Here is an 18,266-nt window from a genome sequence, read left to right on the forward strand (position 1 = left end):
AGTATTGTTTTTTGAAAGTTTGTTGCTAATAATTCGTCAAAAATATGTATATTTGCGCGCAATAAATTTCAAAAGCTCTTTAATATATGTCGTTTATTGCAGATAAAGTTGTAATGGATGGATTGACATTCGATGATGTATTGTTGATCCCCGCTTATTCAGAAGTTCTCCCCCGCGAAGTCGATTTGTCGACAAATTTCTCACGCAATATCAAATTAAATATTCCGTTCGTTTCGGCTGCAATGGATACTGTTACCGAGGCTAAGCTTGCTATCGCAATAGCTCGTGAAGGTGGTATAGGCGTTATACACAAAAACATGTCTATAGAAGCTCAAGCGCAGCAGGTTCGATTTGTTAAACGTGCAGAAAACGGAATGATCTCAAATCCTGTAAGTATTCTTCGAGACAAAACAGTTGGTCATGCCTTGGCAATGATGGCTGAATACAAAATCGGGGGGATTCCTGTTGTGGACAAAAACAACCGTTTGGTTGGTATTGTGACCAATCGTGACCTGCGCTTCAGACGTGATATGAATGAGTTGATCGATGATGTGATGACAAAAGAAAATATCATTACAACACGCCAGACTACAGACCTTGAAGCGGCAGCAGATATTCTTCAACAACATAAGATAGAAAAACTACCTGTAGTTGATGCCGATAATAAACTAATCGGACTAATCACATATAAAGATATTACAAAGGCAAAAGATAAACCATTTGCCTGCAAAGACGAAAACGGACGTTTGCGTGTTGCTGCCGGTGTAGGTGTAACCTATGATACTTTAGAGCGTGTTGCTGCTCTTGTGCAGGCCGGAGTGGATGCAATTGTTATTGATACTGCACATGGACACTCAAGAGGTGTGGTTGAAATGTTGAAAAAAGTAAAAGCTACTTATTCCAACATCGATATTGTTGTGGGTAATATAGCAACAGGCGATGCTGCAAAATATCTGGTTGATGCCGGAGCAGATGCAGTAAAGGTGGGAATCGGTCCCGGTTCAATCTGTACTACACGTGTAGTTGCAGGTATCGGAGTACCTCAGTTATCAGCTATCTATGATGTTGCTAAAGCGCTGAAAGGAACAAATGTTCCGTTGATTGCGGATGGAGGTTTGCGCTATTCGGGAGATATTGTGAAAGCTCTTGCTGCAGGAGGCTACTCTGTTATGATGGGGTCGTTGCTTGCCGGAGTAGAAGAGTCTCCGGGCGAAACAATTATTTTCAATGGACGTAAGTTTAAGTCATATCGTGGTATGGGATCTTTGGAAGCGATGGAAAAAGGCTCAAAAGATCGTTACTTCCAAGATATGGAAGCTGATATTAAAAAGCTTGTGCCGGAAGGTATTGCTGCCCGCGTTCCTTTCAAAGGATCGCTGTTTGAGGTTGTTTATCAGATGACCGGCGGTCTTCGTGCTGGAATGGGATATTGCGGAGCAAAAAATATTGATGAACTGCACAATGCTAAGTTTACTCGTATCACGAATGCTGGTGTTGCAGAAAGTCATCCTCATGATGTTGCTATTACAAGCGAAGCTCCAAATTACAGCAGAGGAGAATAAAATTTGATTTGACAAAATTTATTATAATACGAATGGCTACCAAGTGGTAGCCATTCGTATTTATTTATATTCTATCATCTTATTCTATGGTATTACTTCTGCTAACTAACCTTTGTTTAGATTAAAAAAACTATTGGTATTCCTTTATTTTAGAATATTTTAAAACATTGTGAGCCTTTATTTCTTGTATCTTTGCTTTTTATACAGTTTATCAGCTTGATATATGAATAAAAGACGACTCATATTCTTTCTTATCACACTACATGCTACTTTTTATCTGCATGCACAGCAGGTAGATCCTGTCGCTATTCAGATTGACGGAAAACCTGTATTGAAGTCGGAATTGGAGAAAGCTTATAGAGAAAGTAATGCTTCAAGACCTGATGATGAAAAAGAATCGCTTGCCGACTTTGTTCAATCTTACATAGATTTTAGGTTGAATATTGCAGAGGCTAAAGTTCAGCGAGTGGATACAACCGGAAATTATATAAGAGATTTATCTGCGGCAAGAGTAGGCATGTCTCGTAAATATATGCAAGATACGATTTACGAAAATGATTATTTGTTGAAGATATATAATAGGATGCAGCAAAACGTGGAAATAAATCACGTGCTTGTCCCATTCGAAGAAAAAATAATATATCCTGCCGATACAGTCGTTCTATACCAAAAAGTGATAGAGCTGCAATGCAGATTATCTAAAAATGGATTCGCTGCCGAAGGGTATAATAAAGTATTGTCGTCTTCTACTGTTTTGGATTATAATCGACAAAACGGCTATATCGGCTGGGTTGCTCCTTTTATGTTTAATGCTAAAGTAGAGGAGGCGATTTACTCTCTTCCTGTTAACGAGGTCAGTATGCCAATAAGATGTTCGGATGGATATCATATTATACAGGTCTTAAATAAACGTCCTGCTGTAGGTTCGGTGGATATCGAGCAAGTATTATTTAATTTTTCCCGTATTCCTGCCGACCTTAATCAAATAGACAGTGTGGGGAAGGTTGCTTGGAGAGAATATCGGAATATGCGTACAGCTTCAGATTATCAATCGTTGTGTGATGAGTTTACTCGTGTAATGCAAATGGGTGAAAAAGGGTGCCATTTTGGAGTTCTAAATTTGGAATCCCGTCTATCTCCAACTTTTATAGAAGCAGCATTTAATCTCAAGAAAGAAGGAGATGTGAGCGAACCTGTACAATCTGAATATGGATTTCATATTATCCGGCTGCTGAAAAAAATCCTGGTTCCCTCTTATGCTGATATGAAGAGCTCGCTGAAAGGTCGGATACTGGAAAGTGACAAGTCGGAAGAAATGACTATTGAGAGACGGAAAAGAATGTCACAAGAATTAGGTTTTAACTTCAATCGTGTGGCTTATGGCAGACTGAATGAAATAGCAAATAAGATATCTCCTAAAGATTCTTCTTTTTTGAAAAATGTTGATAATAATAACGATATTTTATTTTCGTTTGGAGATAATAAGATATATACTGTTGCTAACTTTGTTGAATATATTCGATTGAGGCAAAACTTGATGGATAATAAGCCGACCGATGCTCCTGAAACGGTAGTATATACTGAGGCTATCAATAATTCGTTATCCACAGATGTGTTGAAAGAATATTTTAATGCATATTATTCACGTTGCCTGACTGATTATTATTACTTATCTCTACCAGATAGAGAACCTGAGTATAAGAACCGATTAGATGAAATTTCAAATGGTCTTTTATCTTTTGGCGTAATGAATAAGAATATATGGGAACGTGCCGCTACCGATGAAAAAGGTTTGTCGGAATATTTCAAGAAAAATAAAAGTAAATATTCCCTTGGCGGAACAAAGTATAGAGGGCTGATTGTTTATGCAAAAGATGAAAAAGCACTAACTGTTGCTACATCATTGTCCAAGAGTGTGAATAACAGAGATGTTCTTATTGAAAAAATAAGACATACTCTGAATAAAGATTCTCTCAGGGTACTGATGGAACCCGGAATATGGGCTAAGGGCGAAAATCCGTATGTAGATAATAAGGTCTTTGAGGGAAAAGAAGTAAAAGCAAAAATGGGCTATCCGTACTTTATTGTTTTGGGTGACTTTGTTTCAAAGCCAATAGACTATAATGATGTGAGACATGCTGTTGAATCTGATTATCAAGCTCAGCTCGAGCAACAATGGAAGGCTGATTTACGCAAGAAATACAAAGTGGAGATAAATAATTCTGTATTGAATACAATAAAATGAGAATCTATAATATTATTATAATATCTGCATCAATTTCGATATCTATGCTGTCATGCAGTAAAGGAAGTACTGATGCACCTGATCTGAGCCAAGTTCCTGTAGTTACTGTCGGGGATAAGACCTTGTATATGGATGAGCTCAACAATACGGTTCCTCGCACACTCTCTTCGCAAGATAGCACTGCTGCGGCAGATGCATACATAAAAATGTGGATAAATGATCAGTTGCTGTATGACAAGGCGAAAAAAAACATAGTAAATAAAGAGGAGATAGAACGATTGATAGAAAACTATCGAAAAACTCTTATCTCAAATCTATATCAAGAGCAATTGTTGACGGAGCATTTATCAAAATCCGTCTCTGATGTCGAATTGCAATCTTTTTACGAACAGAATAAAGAAAAGTTGAAGCTGAAAGAAAATATAATAAAGGGGCTTTATCTGAAAGTTCCGATTGACTCAAAAGAACTCAATAATTTTCTGAAGTGGTATAAACAACCGACCGATGCAGCTGTAGAAAATATAGAAAAGAATACATTGAAGAATGCAGTTGGGTACGAATATTTCTACAATAGGTGGGTGAGCTTCAACGAGATTATAGATAATATGCCACTATCCGTGGATAACGGGGCAGACTTCTTGAAAATCAACAAGAATATAGAAGCCCGGGATTCTTCATTCGTATATCTTTTGAATGTGAAAGAGTACAGGACTGTGGGAAGTGAGGCTCCTTATGAGTATATAAAAAATCAATTGATGGAAATTTATACAGAACAAAGGAAAAGTGATTACCTCAATAAGGTGCAACAGGACTTGTATAATAAGGCCATTTCGGATAATGAAATTAAGTTTTATAATAAGTAGACTATAACTTCTTTTTTTACGTTAAGAAAAAGTGATACATTATCACTATATTTACGCCACTTTTTAATAAACAGACAAAAATGATGCAAAAGGCAAGAAAATTAATTTTATTAATAATACTATTGGGGTCGGGTATTTTATCCTACGCTCAGAATAATGTTATAGATGAAATAATATGGGTAGTAGGGGATGAAGCTATCCTGAAATCGGATGTGGAAAAAGTTCGCTTGGGGATGTTGTCCCGCGGAGAACGCATCGAGGGAGACCCTTATTGTTTGATTCCGGAGCAACTCGCTGTTCAAAAGCTGTTCCTCGATCAGGCAAAGATAGATAGTATAGAAGTGCCGGCATCAGCAGTTAATAGCCAGCTATCGAGATACGAGAATAATGTTATTGCTAATCTAGGTTCAAAAGAGAAAGCCGAAGAATACCTAGGCTCTACTATGGCACAGCTCAGGGACGAGTGGCGCGAACAAATTCGTAATGAATATCTGGTTTCAGAAGTAAAGAAGAGCTTGGTGGGTAAAAAGACCAATCTGACACCTTCCGAAGTTCGAAAATATTATGCTCAGCTACCAAAAGATAGTTTGCCTTATATCCCGACAATGGTTGAAGTGCAGATTATTACGAATGAACCTGTGATTCCATTAAAAGATATTGATCAGGTAAAAGACCGACTGAGAGATTATACAAACAGAATAAACTCGGGAACTGCCGACTTCGCTACTTTAGCAATTATGTATTCCGAAGATCCGGGTTCGGCTCCAAATGGTGGCGAACTGGGCTTTATGGGACGTGCCGAGTTATTACCGGAATTCTCAAGTGTAGGATTTTCTTTGTCTGATCCTAAAAAAGTATCAAATATTGTAGAGACTGAATACGGCTTCCATATTATTCAATTGATAGAAAGAAGAGGTGATAGGGCTAACTTCCGCCATATACTACTTCGTCCGAAGGTATCGACAGAAGATATGAATAAAGCAAAATTCAGACTAGACTCTATTGCAAATGATATAAGGGCAAACAAGTTTACTTTCGAAGATGCTACAGTCCTATCTTTCGATAAAAATACAAGAAAGAATAACGGTTTGATGGTAAACTACAAAGAGAGTACAAACTATGGTACTCCTCGCTTTACAATGGAAGAACTACCGACCGAAATAGGCAAGATTGTAAACAATATGAAAGTAGGAGATATATCGCCTGCATTCACAATGAAGCAGAATAGCGGTAAAGAAGTTGTTGCCATTATAAAGTTGAAAAGCAAAACCGAAGGACATGTCGCAAATGTTTCTGACGACTATCAGACATTGAAAGCGATTGTAGAAAACAAAAAGCATGAAGAGGTTCTGAAAAAGTGGCTCCAAACAAAAATAAAGAGTACTTATGTAAGAATAGATAAGGATTGGGAAAACTGTGATTTCCAATATCCCGACTGGATTAAAAAAGATCAGGCTAGCAAGTAAATATAACAAGTGTTTAAGAAATTTATTACATACATAACTCAAAGGCATAGAATATCTGCAATCAGTGTTTTATGCCTGATTGCTATTTATGCATCGGCACAAATGATGATTTCTCCGCATATGAATGTGGATATTTCTCAGGTGCCTCAAAAGCCTCAGAGTCAGCAAAAACCTCAACAGGCAAAAGGAAAACAGAAAGTAATAGACATTATATTTAGCAAGGAGCTCTTTACCCGAGCGGGTTCAGATGTTAAGATATTGAAAGATAGTGTTATATTCTTTCACGATGGGGCGTATTTGTATTGCGACAGTGCCTACTATGACGAAAAGATGAACTCTTTTAATGCATTCAGTAACGTACGGATGGAACAGGGCGATACCCTATTTCTCTACGGCAACTATATGCATTATGATGGAAATACAAGAGTTGTAATGTTCAGAGAGAATGTACGCCTCGAACATGGTAGCGGAACACTGTTTACCGACAGTTTAAACTATGACCGTATGATGAATATCGGTTATTACTTTGACGGAGGTATGCTTGTCGATTCGTTGAATGAGCTTACGTCCTACTGGGGGCAATATGAGCCTGCACTCAAGCTGGCAACATTCAAGGATAGCGTGATTCTTGTGAACAATAAGTTTAAGTTATACTCCGATCGTCTCAAATATAATACGGATACTAAGATTGCAACAATCTATACTCCTACCAAAATTGTTTCCGACAGTGGCATTATTTATTCCAGCAAAGGGTGGTACAATACTGCAACTGAGGAGTCCCTCTTGTTGGATCAATCCACGATTGTAAACAAGCAGGGTAATCGTATATTGAGAGGAGATTCCATCTCGTACCATAAGGCAAAAGGATATGGCGAGGTATTTGGCAATATGTTTTTGCAAGATACGACTAAGAAAGTTATCCTAAGAGGTCATTACGGTTTCTATAATGAATTGACAGACTATGCGCTGGCTACCGATTCGGCTTACTGTATCGAGTATTCGCAAGGTGATACACTATATATCCATGCCGATACTCTTAAGCTGATTGCAATAGTAGATAGCATCAAACCCACCAATCAAAAGATACAAAAGCATACTAAAGTCGCTGCGGATTCCTTACATAGCGATTCTATAGGTAAGCTTCATTCCGATTCCTTGGATACTCAGCCGGTAAATATATCTTCTTCGCTCGAACCTTTGCCGTCTGCATTACCTCCTGCGAAAAAGGAAGAACCTAAAGTGACTACTTACCGAGAGATAAAAGCATATTACGGAGTGCGTTTTTATAGGTCCGACATGCAGGGGGTTTGTGACTCTTTACAGTTCAACTCAAGAGATTCTATACTCCATATGTATAAGGACCCTGTGCTGTGGAATACAAACAGGCAACTATATGGCGATACGATAGACATTTATATGAATGATAGTACAATCGATCATATGCATGTCAAACGATATAGTTTCTCGATAGAGCAGAAAGACTCGCTACATTACAATCAATTGAAATCGCGTTCTATGAAGCTTTTCTTCCAGAATAAACAGCTGGAAAGAGTATTGGCAGAAGGAAATGTGGAGACAATATCGTATCCCGAAGAGAAAAATAAGGAACTGTCAGGTATTCTCAATTGGCTTGAAAGCAGTTATCTACAGATATTCATGAAGGACGGAGCATTCGAGAAGCTTGTTACCTGGCCAAAATCTGTAGGGAAAACAACGCCTTTCGACCTGATTACTCCCGAACAATTGCGTTTAACAGACTTCTATTGGTACGATTATTTACGACCTTTAGATAAAGATGATATATTCAGGAAAGTTTCTCGTAAAGCATCAGATGTGAAACCTCAACGGAGTAAAACATCTGTCTTTAATCGGGAAGAATAACCATAGAATAATAATGAGTGATATAATACATCTTTTACCCGATTCTATAGCCAATCAAATCGCGGCAGGAGAGGTTATTCAACGGCCTTCGTCAGTGGTGAAGGAATTGGTTGAAAATGCCATCGATGCCGGTGCAGAAAGTATACAGCTTATCATTAAGGATGCCGGCCGTACACTGATTCAGGTGATAGATAACGGAAAAGGAATGTCGGCAACAGATGCCCGTATGGCCTTTGAACGGCATGCTACATCTAAGATAAGAAAAGCGGATGATTTGTTTGATCTTCACACCATGGGGTTCAGGGGTGAGGCTTTGCCTTCTATTGCTGCTATCTCGCATGTCGAAGTTAAAACAAGAAGGGCTGAAGACGAGCTGGGTACTTTGCTGCAAATAGCAGGGTCGAGAGTTGAAAGTCAGGAGCCTGTGGCTTGTCCCGTAGGGAGTAATTTCTCTGTAAAGAACATATTCTATAATGTTCCTGCCCGTCGTAAATTCTTGAAATCGAACGATACTGAACGTAGAAATATTCTTACCGAACTGGAGCGTATTGTTCTGGTAAATCCTTCTATCGAATTTACTTTTATAGATAATGATGTAGAAGTATTAAAATTCCCGGCTGGAGGTTTACGGCAGCGTATCGTTAATGTCGTAGGTAAGAACTTCAATCAGCAGCTTATCTCTATTGATATAGATACTTCTCTGGCTAAGATAACCGGCTTTATAGGTAAGCCCGAATCGGCACGAAAAGCCAGAGCCCAGCAGTTCTTTTTTGTGAATAACAGGTATATGCGTCATGCATATTTTAATAAGGCTGTACAGTCTGCATTCGACCCTTTGATTCTGAACGGCGAGTATCCAAACTATTTTATTTATTTTCAAGTTGATCCTTCTACTATCGATGTAAATATACATCCGACAAAGACAGAGATAAAGTTTGAAAATGAACAGCCTATCTGGCAAATTCTTACTGCAGCCATCAAGGAGGCATTGGGTAAGTTTAATGAAGTACCTACAATCGATTTTGATACTGAAGGAGCTATAGATATACCGATACACGATCCTTCAAAAAATATATCTCAGCCTCGTGTAAATGTAGATCCGTCATATAATCCATTCAAGTCGCCTGCAAGGACAAACTATCAGCGTCCAAAGTTCGATTTGGATCAGTTATACAAAGGATTTGAAAGTGATAAAAATACTGCCGATTTTTCTACAGAGGTTGCCCCCGATGTTGATATTTTTAGTCAGCAACAAACAGGCGATTCTGAAAAGATAGTTCCCGAAATGGTGGTACATTATCAATACAAGAACCGCTATATCCTTACCTCCGTTAAATCGGGGCTAATGCTTATCGATCAGCATCGTGCTCATATTCGTATATTGTTCGATCAGTTTTTATCTCAGATAGAGCATAAAAGAGGCATCTCACAACGAGCACTATTTCCCGAGATTATCGAGCTGTCTCCATCAGAGGCTGCTATGATGCCTTATCTGACAGACGATCTTGAGGCTGTAGGTTTCGATCTGAGTCATTTAGGGAATAATTCTTATGCTATAAATGGTACACCTGCCGAAATAACTAATATAGACTCTGTACAGCTTGTGCACAATATGATAAATAAGAGTATAGAGAGCGGTAGCGATGTAAAAGAGGAAATACGCGAGGCACTGGCACTTTCGATGGCTTATGCTGCATCAATCCCTTATGGGCATACGTTGTCTACAGAGGAGATGAATAAGATTGTCGATCAGCTTTTTGCTTCCTCTGCATATAAACATACTCCTGACGGAAAAACAATTATCTCTATGCTCGAAGATGATGCGATAGAGAAAATGTTCAAGTAAATCTTAAACTATTTATCTATGAGAAAGGCGAAAATTATCTCTCTCATCTTTAGTATCTTTTTTATTTTAGGGCTATGTGCCTACTACTTTTATCCATCAACGACAGTCTCTACCGATAAGGCTAAAGCTACTAGGGAAGAACAGATAGAAGATGGCGATATAATCTTTCAGACTTCACTCTCGGCTCAGAGTAAGGCTATTCAGCAAGCTACAAACTCAAAGTATTCTCACTGTGGCATTATTTATAAGAATAATGGTAGATTCTATGTCTATGAGGCTGCTGAAACTGTAAAGCTGACTCCTTTAGATGAGTGGGTAGCAAAGGGAAAGGATGGTCATTATGTAATCAAACGGCTAAGGATTGCAAATCAGATATTAACCTTTAACACGTTGAAGAAAATGAAAGAGGAGGGGGCTAAACTCTTAGGAAAAAGTTATGACTCTGCATTTGACTGGTCGGACGAAAAAATATACTGTTCTGAACTTGTCTGGAAAATATATAAGCGAGGCGCAGAAGTTGAAGTTGGCAAGCTCCAGTACTTAAGAGACTTTGACTTGACAGGAGAAGAAGTCCAACAGAAACTAAAAGAACGATACGGAGATAAAATACCGAAAGATGAGGTTGTAATTTCCCCCGCATCTATTTTTAATAGTAGTATGTTAGAGACGGTTATTTCTCATACTCTATAAGATACAAAAAGCAGAATATTCGAATATTCTGCTTTTTGTATTTATAATAAAATTATACCAGTGTTATTTATTCAACAGCTTTTTTACTGTTTCAGAAATAGCTTTTCCGGCAGCAATACCTGCAAGAGTTTTTGTGGCTACACCCATCACTTTACCCATATCCGCAGGAGATGAAGCTCCTACCTGAGCTATAATTTCGGTGATTCTTGCGTCCAGTTCTTCTTGTGATAATTGCTTTGGCAGATATGCTTCTATAACAGCAATCTGTGCTAATTCATCTCCCGCCAGATCTTCGCGACCCTGATTCTTATATATTTCTGCGCTATCTTTACGTTGCTTCACCATCTTTTGTAAGATAAGAGTTGCTGCTTCGTCAGATAATTCATCATTAGCCCCTTTTGCTGTTTTTGCTTCAAGAAATTCTTTTTTCATTCCTCGCAACGCCTCTAGTCTTATTTTGTCCTTTGCGCGCATTGCGTCTTTGATATCTTCGCTTACTTTATCAAATAAGTTCATTGTTGTATTTTTTATTATGATTTAGTCATTAAAAAGGCCACCTTGTTTCTTCATTTCCGGTTTGTATTCGCTTGGGTTGAATTTCTCATCACGTTTGAATACCGGAGTATTTTCCAAAGCGTCAATAATCTTATCATTATCCAATTCATCTGTAGATAGGATAATCGGCTTTTGTCCGAAAAACGAGGAACGGACAGCTACAGTTTGCACGCCATCTTTTCCGTAATGTTTTTCAATCATTTCGTTGATGCGGCGTTTTTCTTCTTCTTCCTGCCTGATTCTTTCTTCCTCTTCTTCCTCATCAATTTCGATAAGATCACTTTCCATTCCCGGGATGCTCGACATACCGAATCCTGTCGCCAGCAAAGTTATTTTTACCTGCTTGCCTAGATTTTTATCTATAGCAGTACCCCAAATAACTTCTATCTCTGGGCCAAAGCGCTTCATAAAGTTGGCAACAGCTTCCATCTCTTCTACTATGAGCGGTTCTTCTTCGCTCGAATAGATATTAAATAGAATCTTCTTGGCATCAAATACATCATTGTTATTCAATAATGGAGAGTGAAGCGCATTTACAATTGCATCTTCCACACGATTTTCTCCTTCGCCTCGTCCGCTACTCATGATGGCTACACCGCCATCTTTCAAGATGGTTTTCACATCGGCAAAGTCCAGATTTATATGTCCGTGTACTGTGATTATCTCCGCAATACCTTTAGCTGCGATTGTCAGCGTATCATCAGCTTTTGCAAAAGCATTGGGGATAGTCAGGTCGGCATAGATATCAATCAGTCTCTCATTGTTGATCACAAGCAGTGCATCAACGTTGCGTGCTATATTTTCTACACCTTTCAGTGCTTGTATAATTTTTTTACGGCCTTCGAATACAAATGGTATGGTAACGATACCAACTGTAAGTATTCCCATATCTTTAGCAATACGGGCTACCACAGGTGCTGCTCCTGTTCCGGTACCACCTCCCATTCCGGCAGTGATAAATACCATTTTGGTTCCGTCTCCCAATAGTTTTTCCAGATCCTCACGGCTCTCTTCTGCCGCAGCTTTTGCAACTTCGGGGCGGTTTCCTGCTCCAAGTCCTTCCGTGGTTTTTCTTCCCAGTTGGACACGTGTTTCTACCGGAGATTCGCACAATGCTTGATTATCGGTATTGCACAATGCAAACGATACATCATGTATACCTTCATTAAACATGTGATTTACGGCGTTACCACCACCACCACCTACACCTATAACCTTTATGATTGTCTGAGTTTTTCTTGGGAATTGAAAATCCAGTATTTTTTCATCCATATCTTAGCGTATTTGTTTTGTTATAACTTAAGGGATTTACTTCGATTATTCTTCATCGTTGAATACTGTTCCTCCAAAGTTTTGTACTTTTTCGAAGAACCTAAAGAGCGATGTTTGCCCTTTGTTTTTATCTTTCTTTCCCTTTTTAGGCTTAGGAGCTTCTTCCTCATCCTCTTCTTCCTCAATTTCGGGAGCAGGTGGGGTAGGAATTGTTTGTTGAACCGGTACAGGTTCCGGTCTGAAAGCTTCCTTTCTTTCGCAATTCTCATTTGCGAAAAGCAGTAAGCTAAGAGCCTGTGTATATACGGGATTTTGCAGTAATTCGGCTGCATTATTAATATATACACGTTTTGGTGTTGCCCGCTTTACCGGAAGTTGTGCTTTGTCTACAAAGTATTCTTCCAGCCCTGTCATTTGCGATGCTCCACCTATAATAATAATTCCGGCATCCAGTTTATCTCCAAATCCTGACTCTTTTATCTGATGAATCACGTTCAAGATAATTTCATCCTGACGTAGTTGTATCACTTTGTTCAATTCTCTGAGGTCTATATCGGCTGAAGTATCACTGGTTGGTCTTGCTTTTTCTTTACCTAATTTTGCATAACGTATTTTGTATGTTTCGGCAGATTCGAAGACAAAGCCTAATCCCTGAACATCTTTCGTAATCGTACGTCCTCCGAACGGAATAACTGCCATATAGCGAAGCAATCCGCCCTTGTATATGGATAATGTAGTAGTGCCTGCGCCAAAATCGACCAGAGCACATCCAGCTTGTCTATCTTGTTCTTCCAGAACGAGAGCACCTGCGGCTACAGGGCCTACAATAAATCCGGCAATATCGATCTGAGCCTTTTCTGTACTTTTTGCAAGATTGCTTTTTATATTAGGGCGTCCGATAACCAAACGGTAATGACCTTCAATTACAGAAGCAACCTTATCAATCGGGTCTTCTTCGTATTGTCCGTCAAGGTAGTATTCAGGAGCGAGTACGCTATAGTTGGCAAAGAAATCGGGCTTGTTCAGCTTAGCTTGCTGTTCCATTCCGTCGAGTATGGCAAATGTAATAGGAGTGCTGCCATCGAGCAATTTAGTCTCTTTGTGTTCTATTGCCCGAAGTGATTTTCCGGCAACAGAAACATAAGCTTTTCCTATTTTCTTCCCTGTCTTGTTTTCTAACAGGTGAATAAGTCCTTTGATTTTGCCGGCGGCATCATCTATATTATATATTGTCCCATATTTTACACATGAATCGGCAGGTATACATTCCGATGCCAAGATGGAAATAACGCCTTGTTCATTCTTACGTCCCAGTACACCAACAATTTTTGATGTGCCAAGGTCAATACCTACAATAAATCCTGATTGTTCCATATATCTTCTTCTCCTTTACAGTCCAATTCGAAAGAATTGTCCAGATCTTGTTCTTTATTCAACGTTTTGTACAAACAACTTGTTTGTTAAACTTCAGATTTATGACTGAATATTTATTCCACCCGGTCTCGTTAAGCCCGTTTTGATAAAAGGTGAGCAATTTGGCAAGCTTCTCTTTACATCCGTCCACACTGCCTAGTATGACCTGATGATCACCGACACGGGGTATTAATTTAATATCCTGGTTAGGTAGTACGACTATTTGTTCAATTTGTGCATTCCAAAACTCATCATTATGCAAAAATAATGCAAATTTATATAAGTCGGTCTTTGCAAACTCTTCTTTTATTGCTCCTGTTGCTATAGGGAGGTATGCTGTAGAGCGATTAGAAAGAGGCATTTTATTGCCCGTATTATCTATATAATAGTTTCCTCCAAGGCTGCTTATAACACGCAGAATCGGCTTCCGCTCTTCAATTACGGCTTTTACGGCTCTATTGTTTGTTATAAATACGTTGGCTTCTTTTATCAGCTGATTGGCCATTATGGCCTCTTCTATCTTGTTTGTATTAATGTTTTTTAATTGTTTGCCTGTAGGGTCAAGTCCTTTATCTTTGATGTAACTTACAATATCTTTTGTTTCGATAAACTTATTGCCCTCGGCACTATTTTTTATTTCTACTTCAAAACTTGTACAAAAGTCATCCTGCGGCTTTTTTTCGAAATAAAAAGCCGAGAAAATAAGATAGCCTGCAAGAAGGCATATTCCTCCGATGACTAATATTTTTTTTATCATTTCTCTTTTAAAACTTCTTTTATTGCTTCCAACAATTGATCGATATCTCCAGCTCCGACTGTTAATAGAACCTCAATATCATTTTTATTTTCCAATAAAGGTAATAATTCTTGCTTGTTACACAATGTTTTAGGACAGGTAACCTTGTCGAAAATTATTTTTGAAGTCACACCTTCTATCGGTTTTTCCCTTGCAGGATATATATCCAGTAAAATGAGTTCGTCAAGCAAAGAAAGACTCTTTGCAAACTCATCGGCAAAATCTTTTGTCCGGCTATAGAGGTGAGGCTGAAAAACTCCTGTAACCTTGCGGTCAGGATATAACTCCTTCACAGAAGTAATGCTTGCAGCTAGTTCCTGAGGGTGGTGCGCATAGTCGTCTATCATCACGATCTTATCTGTTTTAAGAATAAAATCGAAACGACGTTTTGCCCCCTGAAATGTGAGCATTGCATGTCTCAGTTCGTCAGGTGTAGCACCATTGAGCCATGCCAGAGCCATTGCTCCGATACTATTCTCTATATTGATTCTTACAGGAACGCCAAGTTGTATGTTGTCTATTACTTCCTTTGGAGTAACAAAGTCGAAGCGAATTTCACCGTTGCCTATTTTTATGTTCTTTGCATGGAAATCGCCTTTATCTTCAGAGTAGGTATATACCTTAACTCCTTCTCCAACTTTGGGTGAGAGTTTTATATTGTGTTTCATCACCAACGCTCCTCCTTGTTGAATGAGGGTGGTGAATTTCTCAAAGCTTTTGAGATACTCTTCTTCCGTTCCGTAGATATCCAAATGGTCTGGGTCTACAGAGGTAATAAGAGCCATATACGGATGCAGCCAGTGGAAAGAGCGGTCATACTCATCAGCTTCGATAACGGTAAACTCACTCTTGTCTGAAAGCATCAGATTGCTGCTATAATTTTTTAGTATACCGCCTAAGAAAGCATTACAATCGAGGTGCGATTGTTTAAGGATGTGAGCCAGCATACTTGATGTTGTTGTCTTTCCGTGTGTTCCTGCACAACAGAGTGCTTTGCTCGATTTGGTGATAGTTCCTAAAACCTGAGCACGCTTCTGTATCGTAAAATTCTGCTCGTGGAAATATATAACTTCTTCGTTCTCGGATGGAACAGCCGGCGTATAAACCACTAATGTAGTATCCTTTTCTTTGCAGTATTCCGGTATCAGGCTTACACTATCTGAATAGTGAATTTCTGCGCCTTCTTTTACCAGTTCTTTTGTCAATGGTGTTTCGGTACGATCATAGCCTGCTACCTTTTTGCCTTTCGACATAAAGTAGCGAGCCAGATTGCTCATCCCGATACCACCGATTCCGATGAAATATACTGCTTTTATATTATTCATGTTTTATTTTCGCTTTATTAGTCCTATTGCTTCATCTACAATTCGGTTTGCCGAATCATGTTGCGCCAATTTTAAAATATTTTCTGACAGAGTTTTTAACTTGTCCTTATCCTTTATTGTCTCCAAAGCTGTTTTAACCAACAAATCGTTCGCTTCAATATCCTTTATGAGGATAGCGGCATCTTTGTTTACCAGAGCCATTGCATTTTTGGTTTGATGATCTTCCGATACATTTGGAGAAGGAACAAGAATAACCGGTTTGCCCAACAAGCATAGTTCGGAGATAGAGCTTGCACCTGCTCTTGAGATGACCAAATCGGCTGCTTTATATGCTAAATCCATTCGGGAAATGAATTCATGGATATGAATATTCTGTGGATTCCCTTTCGATGCCAGATCCATATTCAGTTCGAAAAAGTATAGTTTTCCACATTGCCAAATGATTTGTATATCAGATTCTGACAAAGCTTCTATTCCGCTAAATATACTTTTATTTATTGTTCTCGAACCAAGGCTGCCACCTACAACCAGAATTGTTTTTTTATTCGGGTCGAGGTTAAACTCTGTATAGGCATCTTCTTTCGTTATATTCGATGATAATAATTCTTCACGACAAGGGTTGCCGGTCATCACTATTTTATCTTTCGGAAAGAATCTTTCCATATTTTCGTAGGCAACACAGATACTGGAAGCCTTCTTGCCTAAGAACTTGTTTGTAATTCCGGCATACGAATTTTGCTCTTGAATGAGGGTAGGGATACCTAGTTTACTTGCCTTATACAACGTTGGGCCACTGGCATATCCTCCCACGCCAATCACGATATCGGGCTTAAATTCTTTTATGATTTTGCTAGCCCGATTGAGGCTTTTCTGAAATTTCCAGATTGTAGAAAATATCTTGATCGGATTTTTTCTGCTAATCCCGACTACATTTAACCCTTCTATTTTGTATCCTGCGTTTGGAACTTTTTCCATTTCCATGCGTCCTTCGGCTCCCACAAAAAGTATTTCGGAGTCAGCGTAACGTTTTTTGATGGTGTTGGCAATAGCTATTGCCGGAAATATATGACCTCCTGTTCCACCTCCGCTAATAATAACTCTCAGATTTTTCATAGTTCTTCTGTATCTTTTACATAGGGTTCAAAATCTATATTGGCAATGCTTTCGTCCACATCTTCATGATCTGAATCATTGAGTCGGGATGAGCATGCCAGAATAATGCCAAAATAGGCACATGTGATAATGGTAGACGTTCCACCCCGGCTTACCAGAGGCAGAGGTTGTCCTGTAACAGGAATCAAATTGACGGCTACGGCCATATTAGCCAAAGCCTGTATTGTGAGTATAAGTGCAGACCCGAGTATAAGATATCTCGGGAACTTCTTTTCGCATTTTGAAGCCAGAACGCCACACCTGAACATCAGAGCGACATATAAGAGCAAGACGAATAGCCCCCCAAGCAGTCCTGTTTCTTCAAGGATGATGGCAAAGATAAAGTCGGAATAGGCTTGTGGAAGAAAGTCTCGTTCAACACCGCTTCCCGGCAAGCCGATTATACCACCGTTAGCTATAGCTATCTTGGCATGCGATACCTGGTAGTTGTCGTCAGTTATTTTATAGGCAATAGTTCCGTCGGCGTTCCTCATCTCTTTATCTTCTTCCGAGTGCCTTTCTATACGGTTTTTCCATGTAGCCAGACGTCCCGGTAAATACTCTTTTGCAAAAGAATCGGGTAGGAGCGTAAGGCTGCCTAGCAAAATAGCTACAGCAGCAAGCCCAACAAAAGCAATCAATCCTAACTTCCTGAGGCTGACCTGTCCGATAAACATAAGCATAAAGCAGACGCCAAAAAGGAGACATGCCGTAGATAAGTTTTCGGGTGCAATAAGTAAGCATAAGGCTCCAATACCAATAATAAGGGTCTTGAATATCCAGCCTTCATTATCAGGCTTCATCTTACTTAAAAAGAAGGAGACAAACCCGATTGCCGAAATTTTAGCAAACTCGGAAGGTTGTATCGTAAATGCACCGATACCTAGCCAGCGTTGTGCCCCATTCACATCTTGCCCCATAAACATGGTGACAACAAGGAGAACAGCAGATAGCGGTATTCCCAATAGTAATACTGAGAAATATTTGCTGGGAACCCTCTGCAAAAACATGACGAGGGCAAAACCAATAAGCAGGAATGCCGCATGTCGCAGAATCGGTGCCCAGTGGCTATGTTGACGGTAGGCAATTGTACTTGTAGCACTAAATACTTCAAGCAAAGAGATAATACACAGTGCGATAAATATACACCATATAACTTTATCTCCTTTGAATGCCCGCCCTAAAAAATTGAATTCCATT

Annotated in this window: 14 protein-coding genes; 7 read left to right on the forward strand and 7 right to left on the reverse strand. The window is 39.2% G+C overall.

The genetic code is table 11. From position 1 onward, the window contains the following. The first annotated feature begins 86 nt into the window (after positions 1-86). The 7 genes from guaB (at position 87) to BGO84_RS16235 (ending at position 10,553) form a co-directional block, all read left to right on the forward strand. Positions 87-1,562 carry an IMP dehydrogenase gene (gene guaB, locus BGO84_RS16205; protein ID WP_291030766.1) on the forward strand — a complete coding sequence of 492 codons (1,476 nt, stop codon included), beginning with the start codon at positions 87-89 and terminating at the stop codon, positions 1,560-1,562. A gap of 223 nt (positions 1,563-1,785) precedes the next feature. Continuing rightward, on the forward strand, positions 1,786-3,807 hold the full coding sequence (locus BGO84_RS16210; RefSeq protein WP_291030768.1) for a peptidylprolyl isomerase: 2,022 nt from the start codon (positions 1,786-1,788) through the stop codon (positions 3,805-3,807). After that, positions 3,804-4,670 carry a peptidylprolyl isomerase gene (locus BGO84_RS16215; protein WP_291030770.1) on the forward strand — a complete coding sequence of 289 codons (867 nt, stop codon included), beginning with the start codon at positions 3,804-3,806 and terminating at the stop codon, positions 4,668-4,670. The genes BGO84_RS16210 and BGO84_RS16215 overlap by 4 nt, the downstream gene beginning before the upstream one ends. A gap of 80 nt (positions 4,671-4,750) precedes the next feature. Then, the gene (locus BGO84_RS16220) at positions 4,751-6,136 is read left to right on the forward strand and encodes a peptidylprolyl isomerase (RefSeq protein WP_185146749.1); all 1,386 of its coding nucleotides are present in this window, start codon (positions 4,751-4,753) and stop codon (positions 6,134-6,136) included. Between the two features lie 105 nt (positions 6,137-6,241). Beyond that, positions 6,242-8,017, forward strand: a complete 1,776-nt coding sequence (locus BGO84_RS16225; RefSeq protein WP_291030893.1) for an OstA-like protein — start codon at positions 6,242-6,244, stop codon at positions 8,015-8,017. 13 nt (positions 8,018-8,030) lie between these two features. Then, positions 8,031-9,863, forward strand: coding sequence for a DNA mismatch repair endonuclease MutL (gene mutL, locus BGO84_RS16230; RefSeq protein ID WP_291030772.1), 1,833 nt, complete (start codon positions 8,031-8,033; stop codon positions 9,861-9,863). A gap of 18 nt (positions 9,864-9,881) precedes the next feature. Further along, the gene (locus BGO84_RS16235) at positions 9,882-10,553 is read left to right on the forward strand and encodes a YiiX family permuted papain-like enzyme (protein WP_291030774.1); all 672 of its coding nucleotides are present in this window, start codon (positions 9,882-9,884) and stop codon (positions 10,551-10,553) included. Positions 10,554-10,616: 63 nt separating this feature from the next. Here the strand turns inward: BGO84_RS16235 and BGO84_RS16240 are convergent, their stop codons facing one another. The 7 genes from BGO84_RS16240 to BGO84_RS16270 are packed head-to-tail and all read right to left on the reverse strand — an operon-like array spanning position 10,617 to position 18,265. Then, on the reverse strand, positions 10,617-11,069 hold the full coding sequence (locus tag BGO84_RS16240; RefSeq protein ID WP_291030776.1) for a GatB/YqeY domain-containing protein: 453 nt from the start codon (positions 11,067-11,069) through the stop codon (positions 10,617-10,619). Between the two features lie 21 nt (positions 11,070-11,090). Further along, entirely contained in the window at positions 11,091-12,380 is a 1,290-nt protein-coding gene (ftsZ, locus tag BGO84_RS16245) for a cell division protein FtsZ (RefSeq protein WP_135106740.1), read from the reverse strand. A gap of 45 nt (positions 12,381-12,425) precedes the next feature. Next, on the reverse strand, positions 12,426-13,754 hold the full coding sequence (gene ftsA / locus BGO84_RS16250; RefSeq protein WP_291030778.1) for a cell division protein FtsA: 1,329 nt from the start codon (positions 13,752-13,754) through the stop codon (positions 12,426-12,428). A 58-nt stretch (positions 13,755-13,812) separates the two neighbouring features. Beyond that, a complete protein-coding gene (locus BGO84_RS16255; RefSeq protein ID WP_291030780.1) occupies positions 13,813-14,550 on the reverse strand; it encodes a hypothetical protein in 738 nt (245 codons plus the stop codon). Beyond that, the gene (gene murC, locus BGO84_RS16260; protein ID WP_291030782.1) at positions 14,547-15,914 is read right to left on the reverse strand and encodes a UDP-N-acetylmuramate--L-alanine ligase; all 1,368 of its coding nucleotides are present in this window, start codon (positions 15,912-15,914) and stop codon (positions 14,547-14,549) included. The genes BGO84_RS16255 and murC overlap by 4 nt, the downstream gene beginning before the upstream one ends. 3 nt (positions 15,915-15,917) lie before the next feature. Continuing rightward, entirely contained in the window at positions 15,918-17,027 is a 1,110-nt protein-coding gene (murG, locus tag BGO84_RS16265; RefSeq protein WP_291030784.1) for an undecaprenyldiphospho-muramoylpentapeptide beta-N-acetylglucosaminyltransferase, read from the reverse strand. Beyond that, positions 17,024-18,265: an FtsW/RodA/SpoVE family cell cycle protein gene (locus tag BGO84_RS16270; protein WP_291030786.1), complete on the reverse strand. Its 1,242-nt coding sequence runs from the start codon at positions 18,263-18,265 to the stop codon at positions 17,024-17,026. The genes murG and BGO84_RS16270 overlap by 4 nt, the downstream gene beginning before the upstream one ends. Between the last annotated feature and the right edge of the window lies 1 nt (position 18,266).

This window comes from Dysgonomonas sp. 37-18 (assembly GCF_001899125.1).
Classification (GTDB): Bacteria; Bacteroidota; Bacteroidia; order Bacteroidales; family Dysgonomonadaceae; genus Dysgonomonas.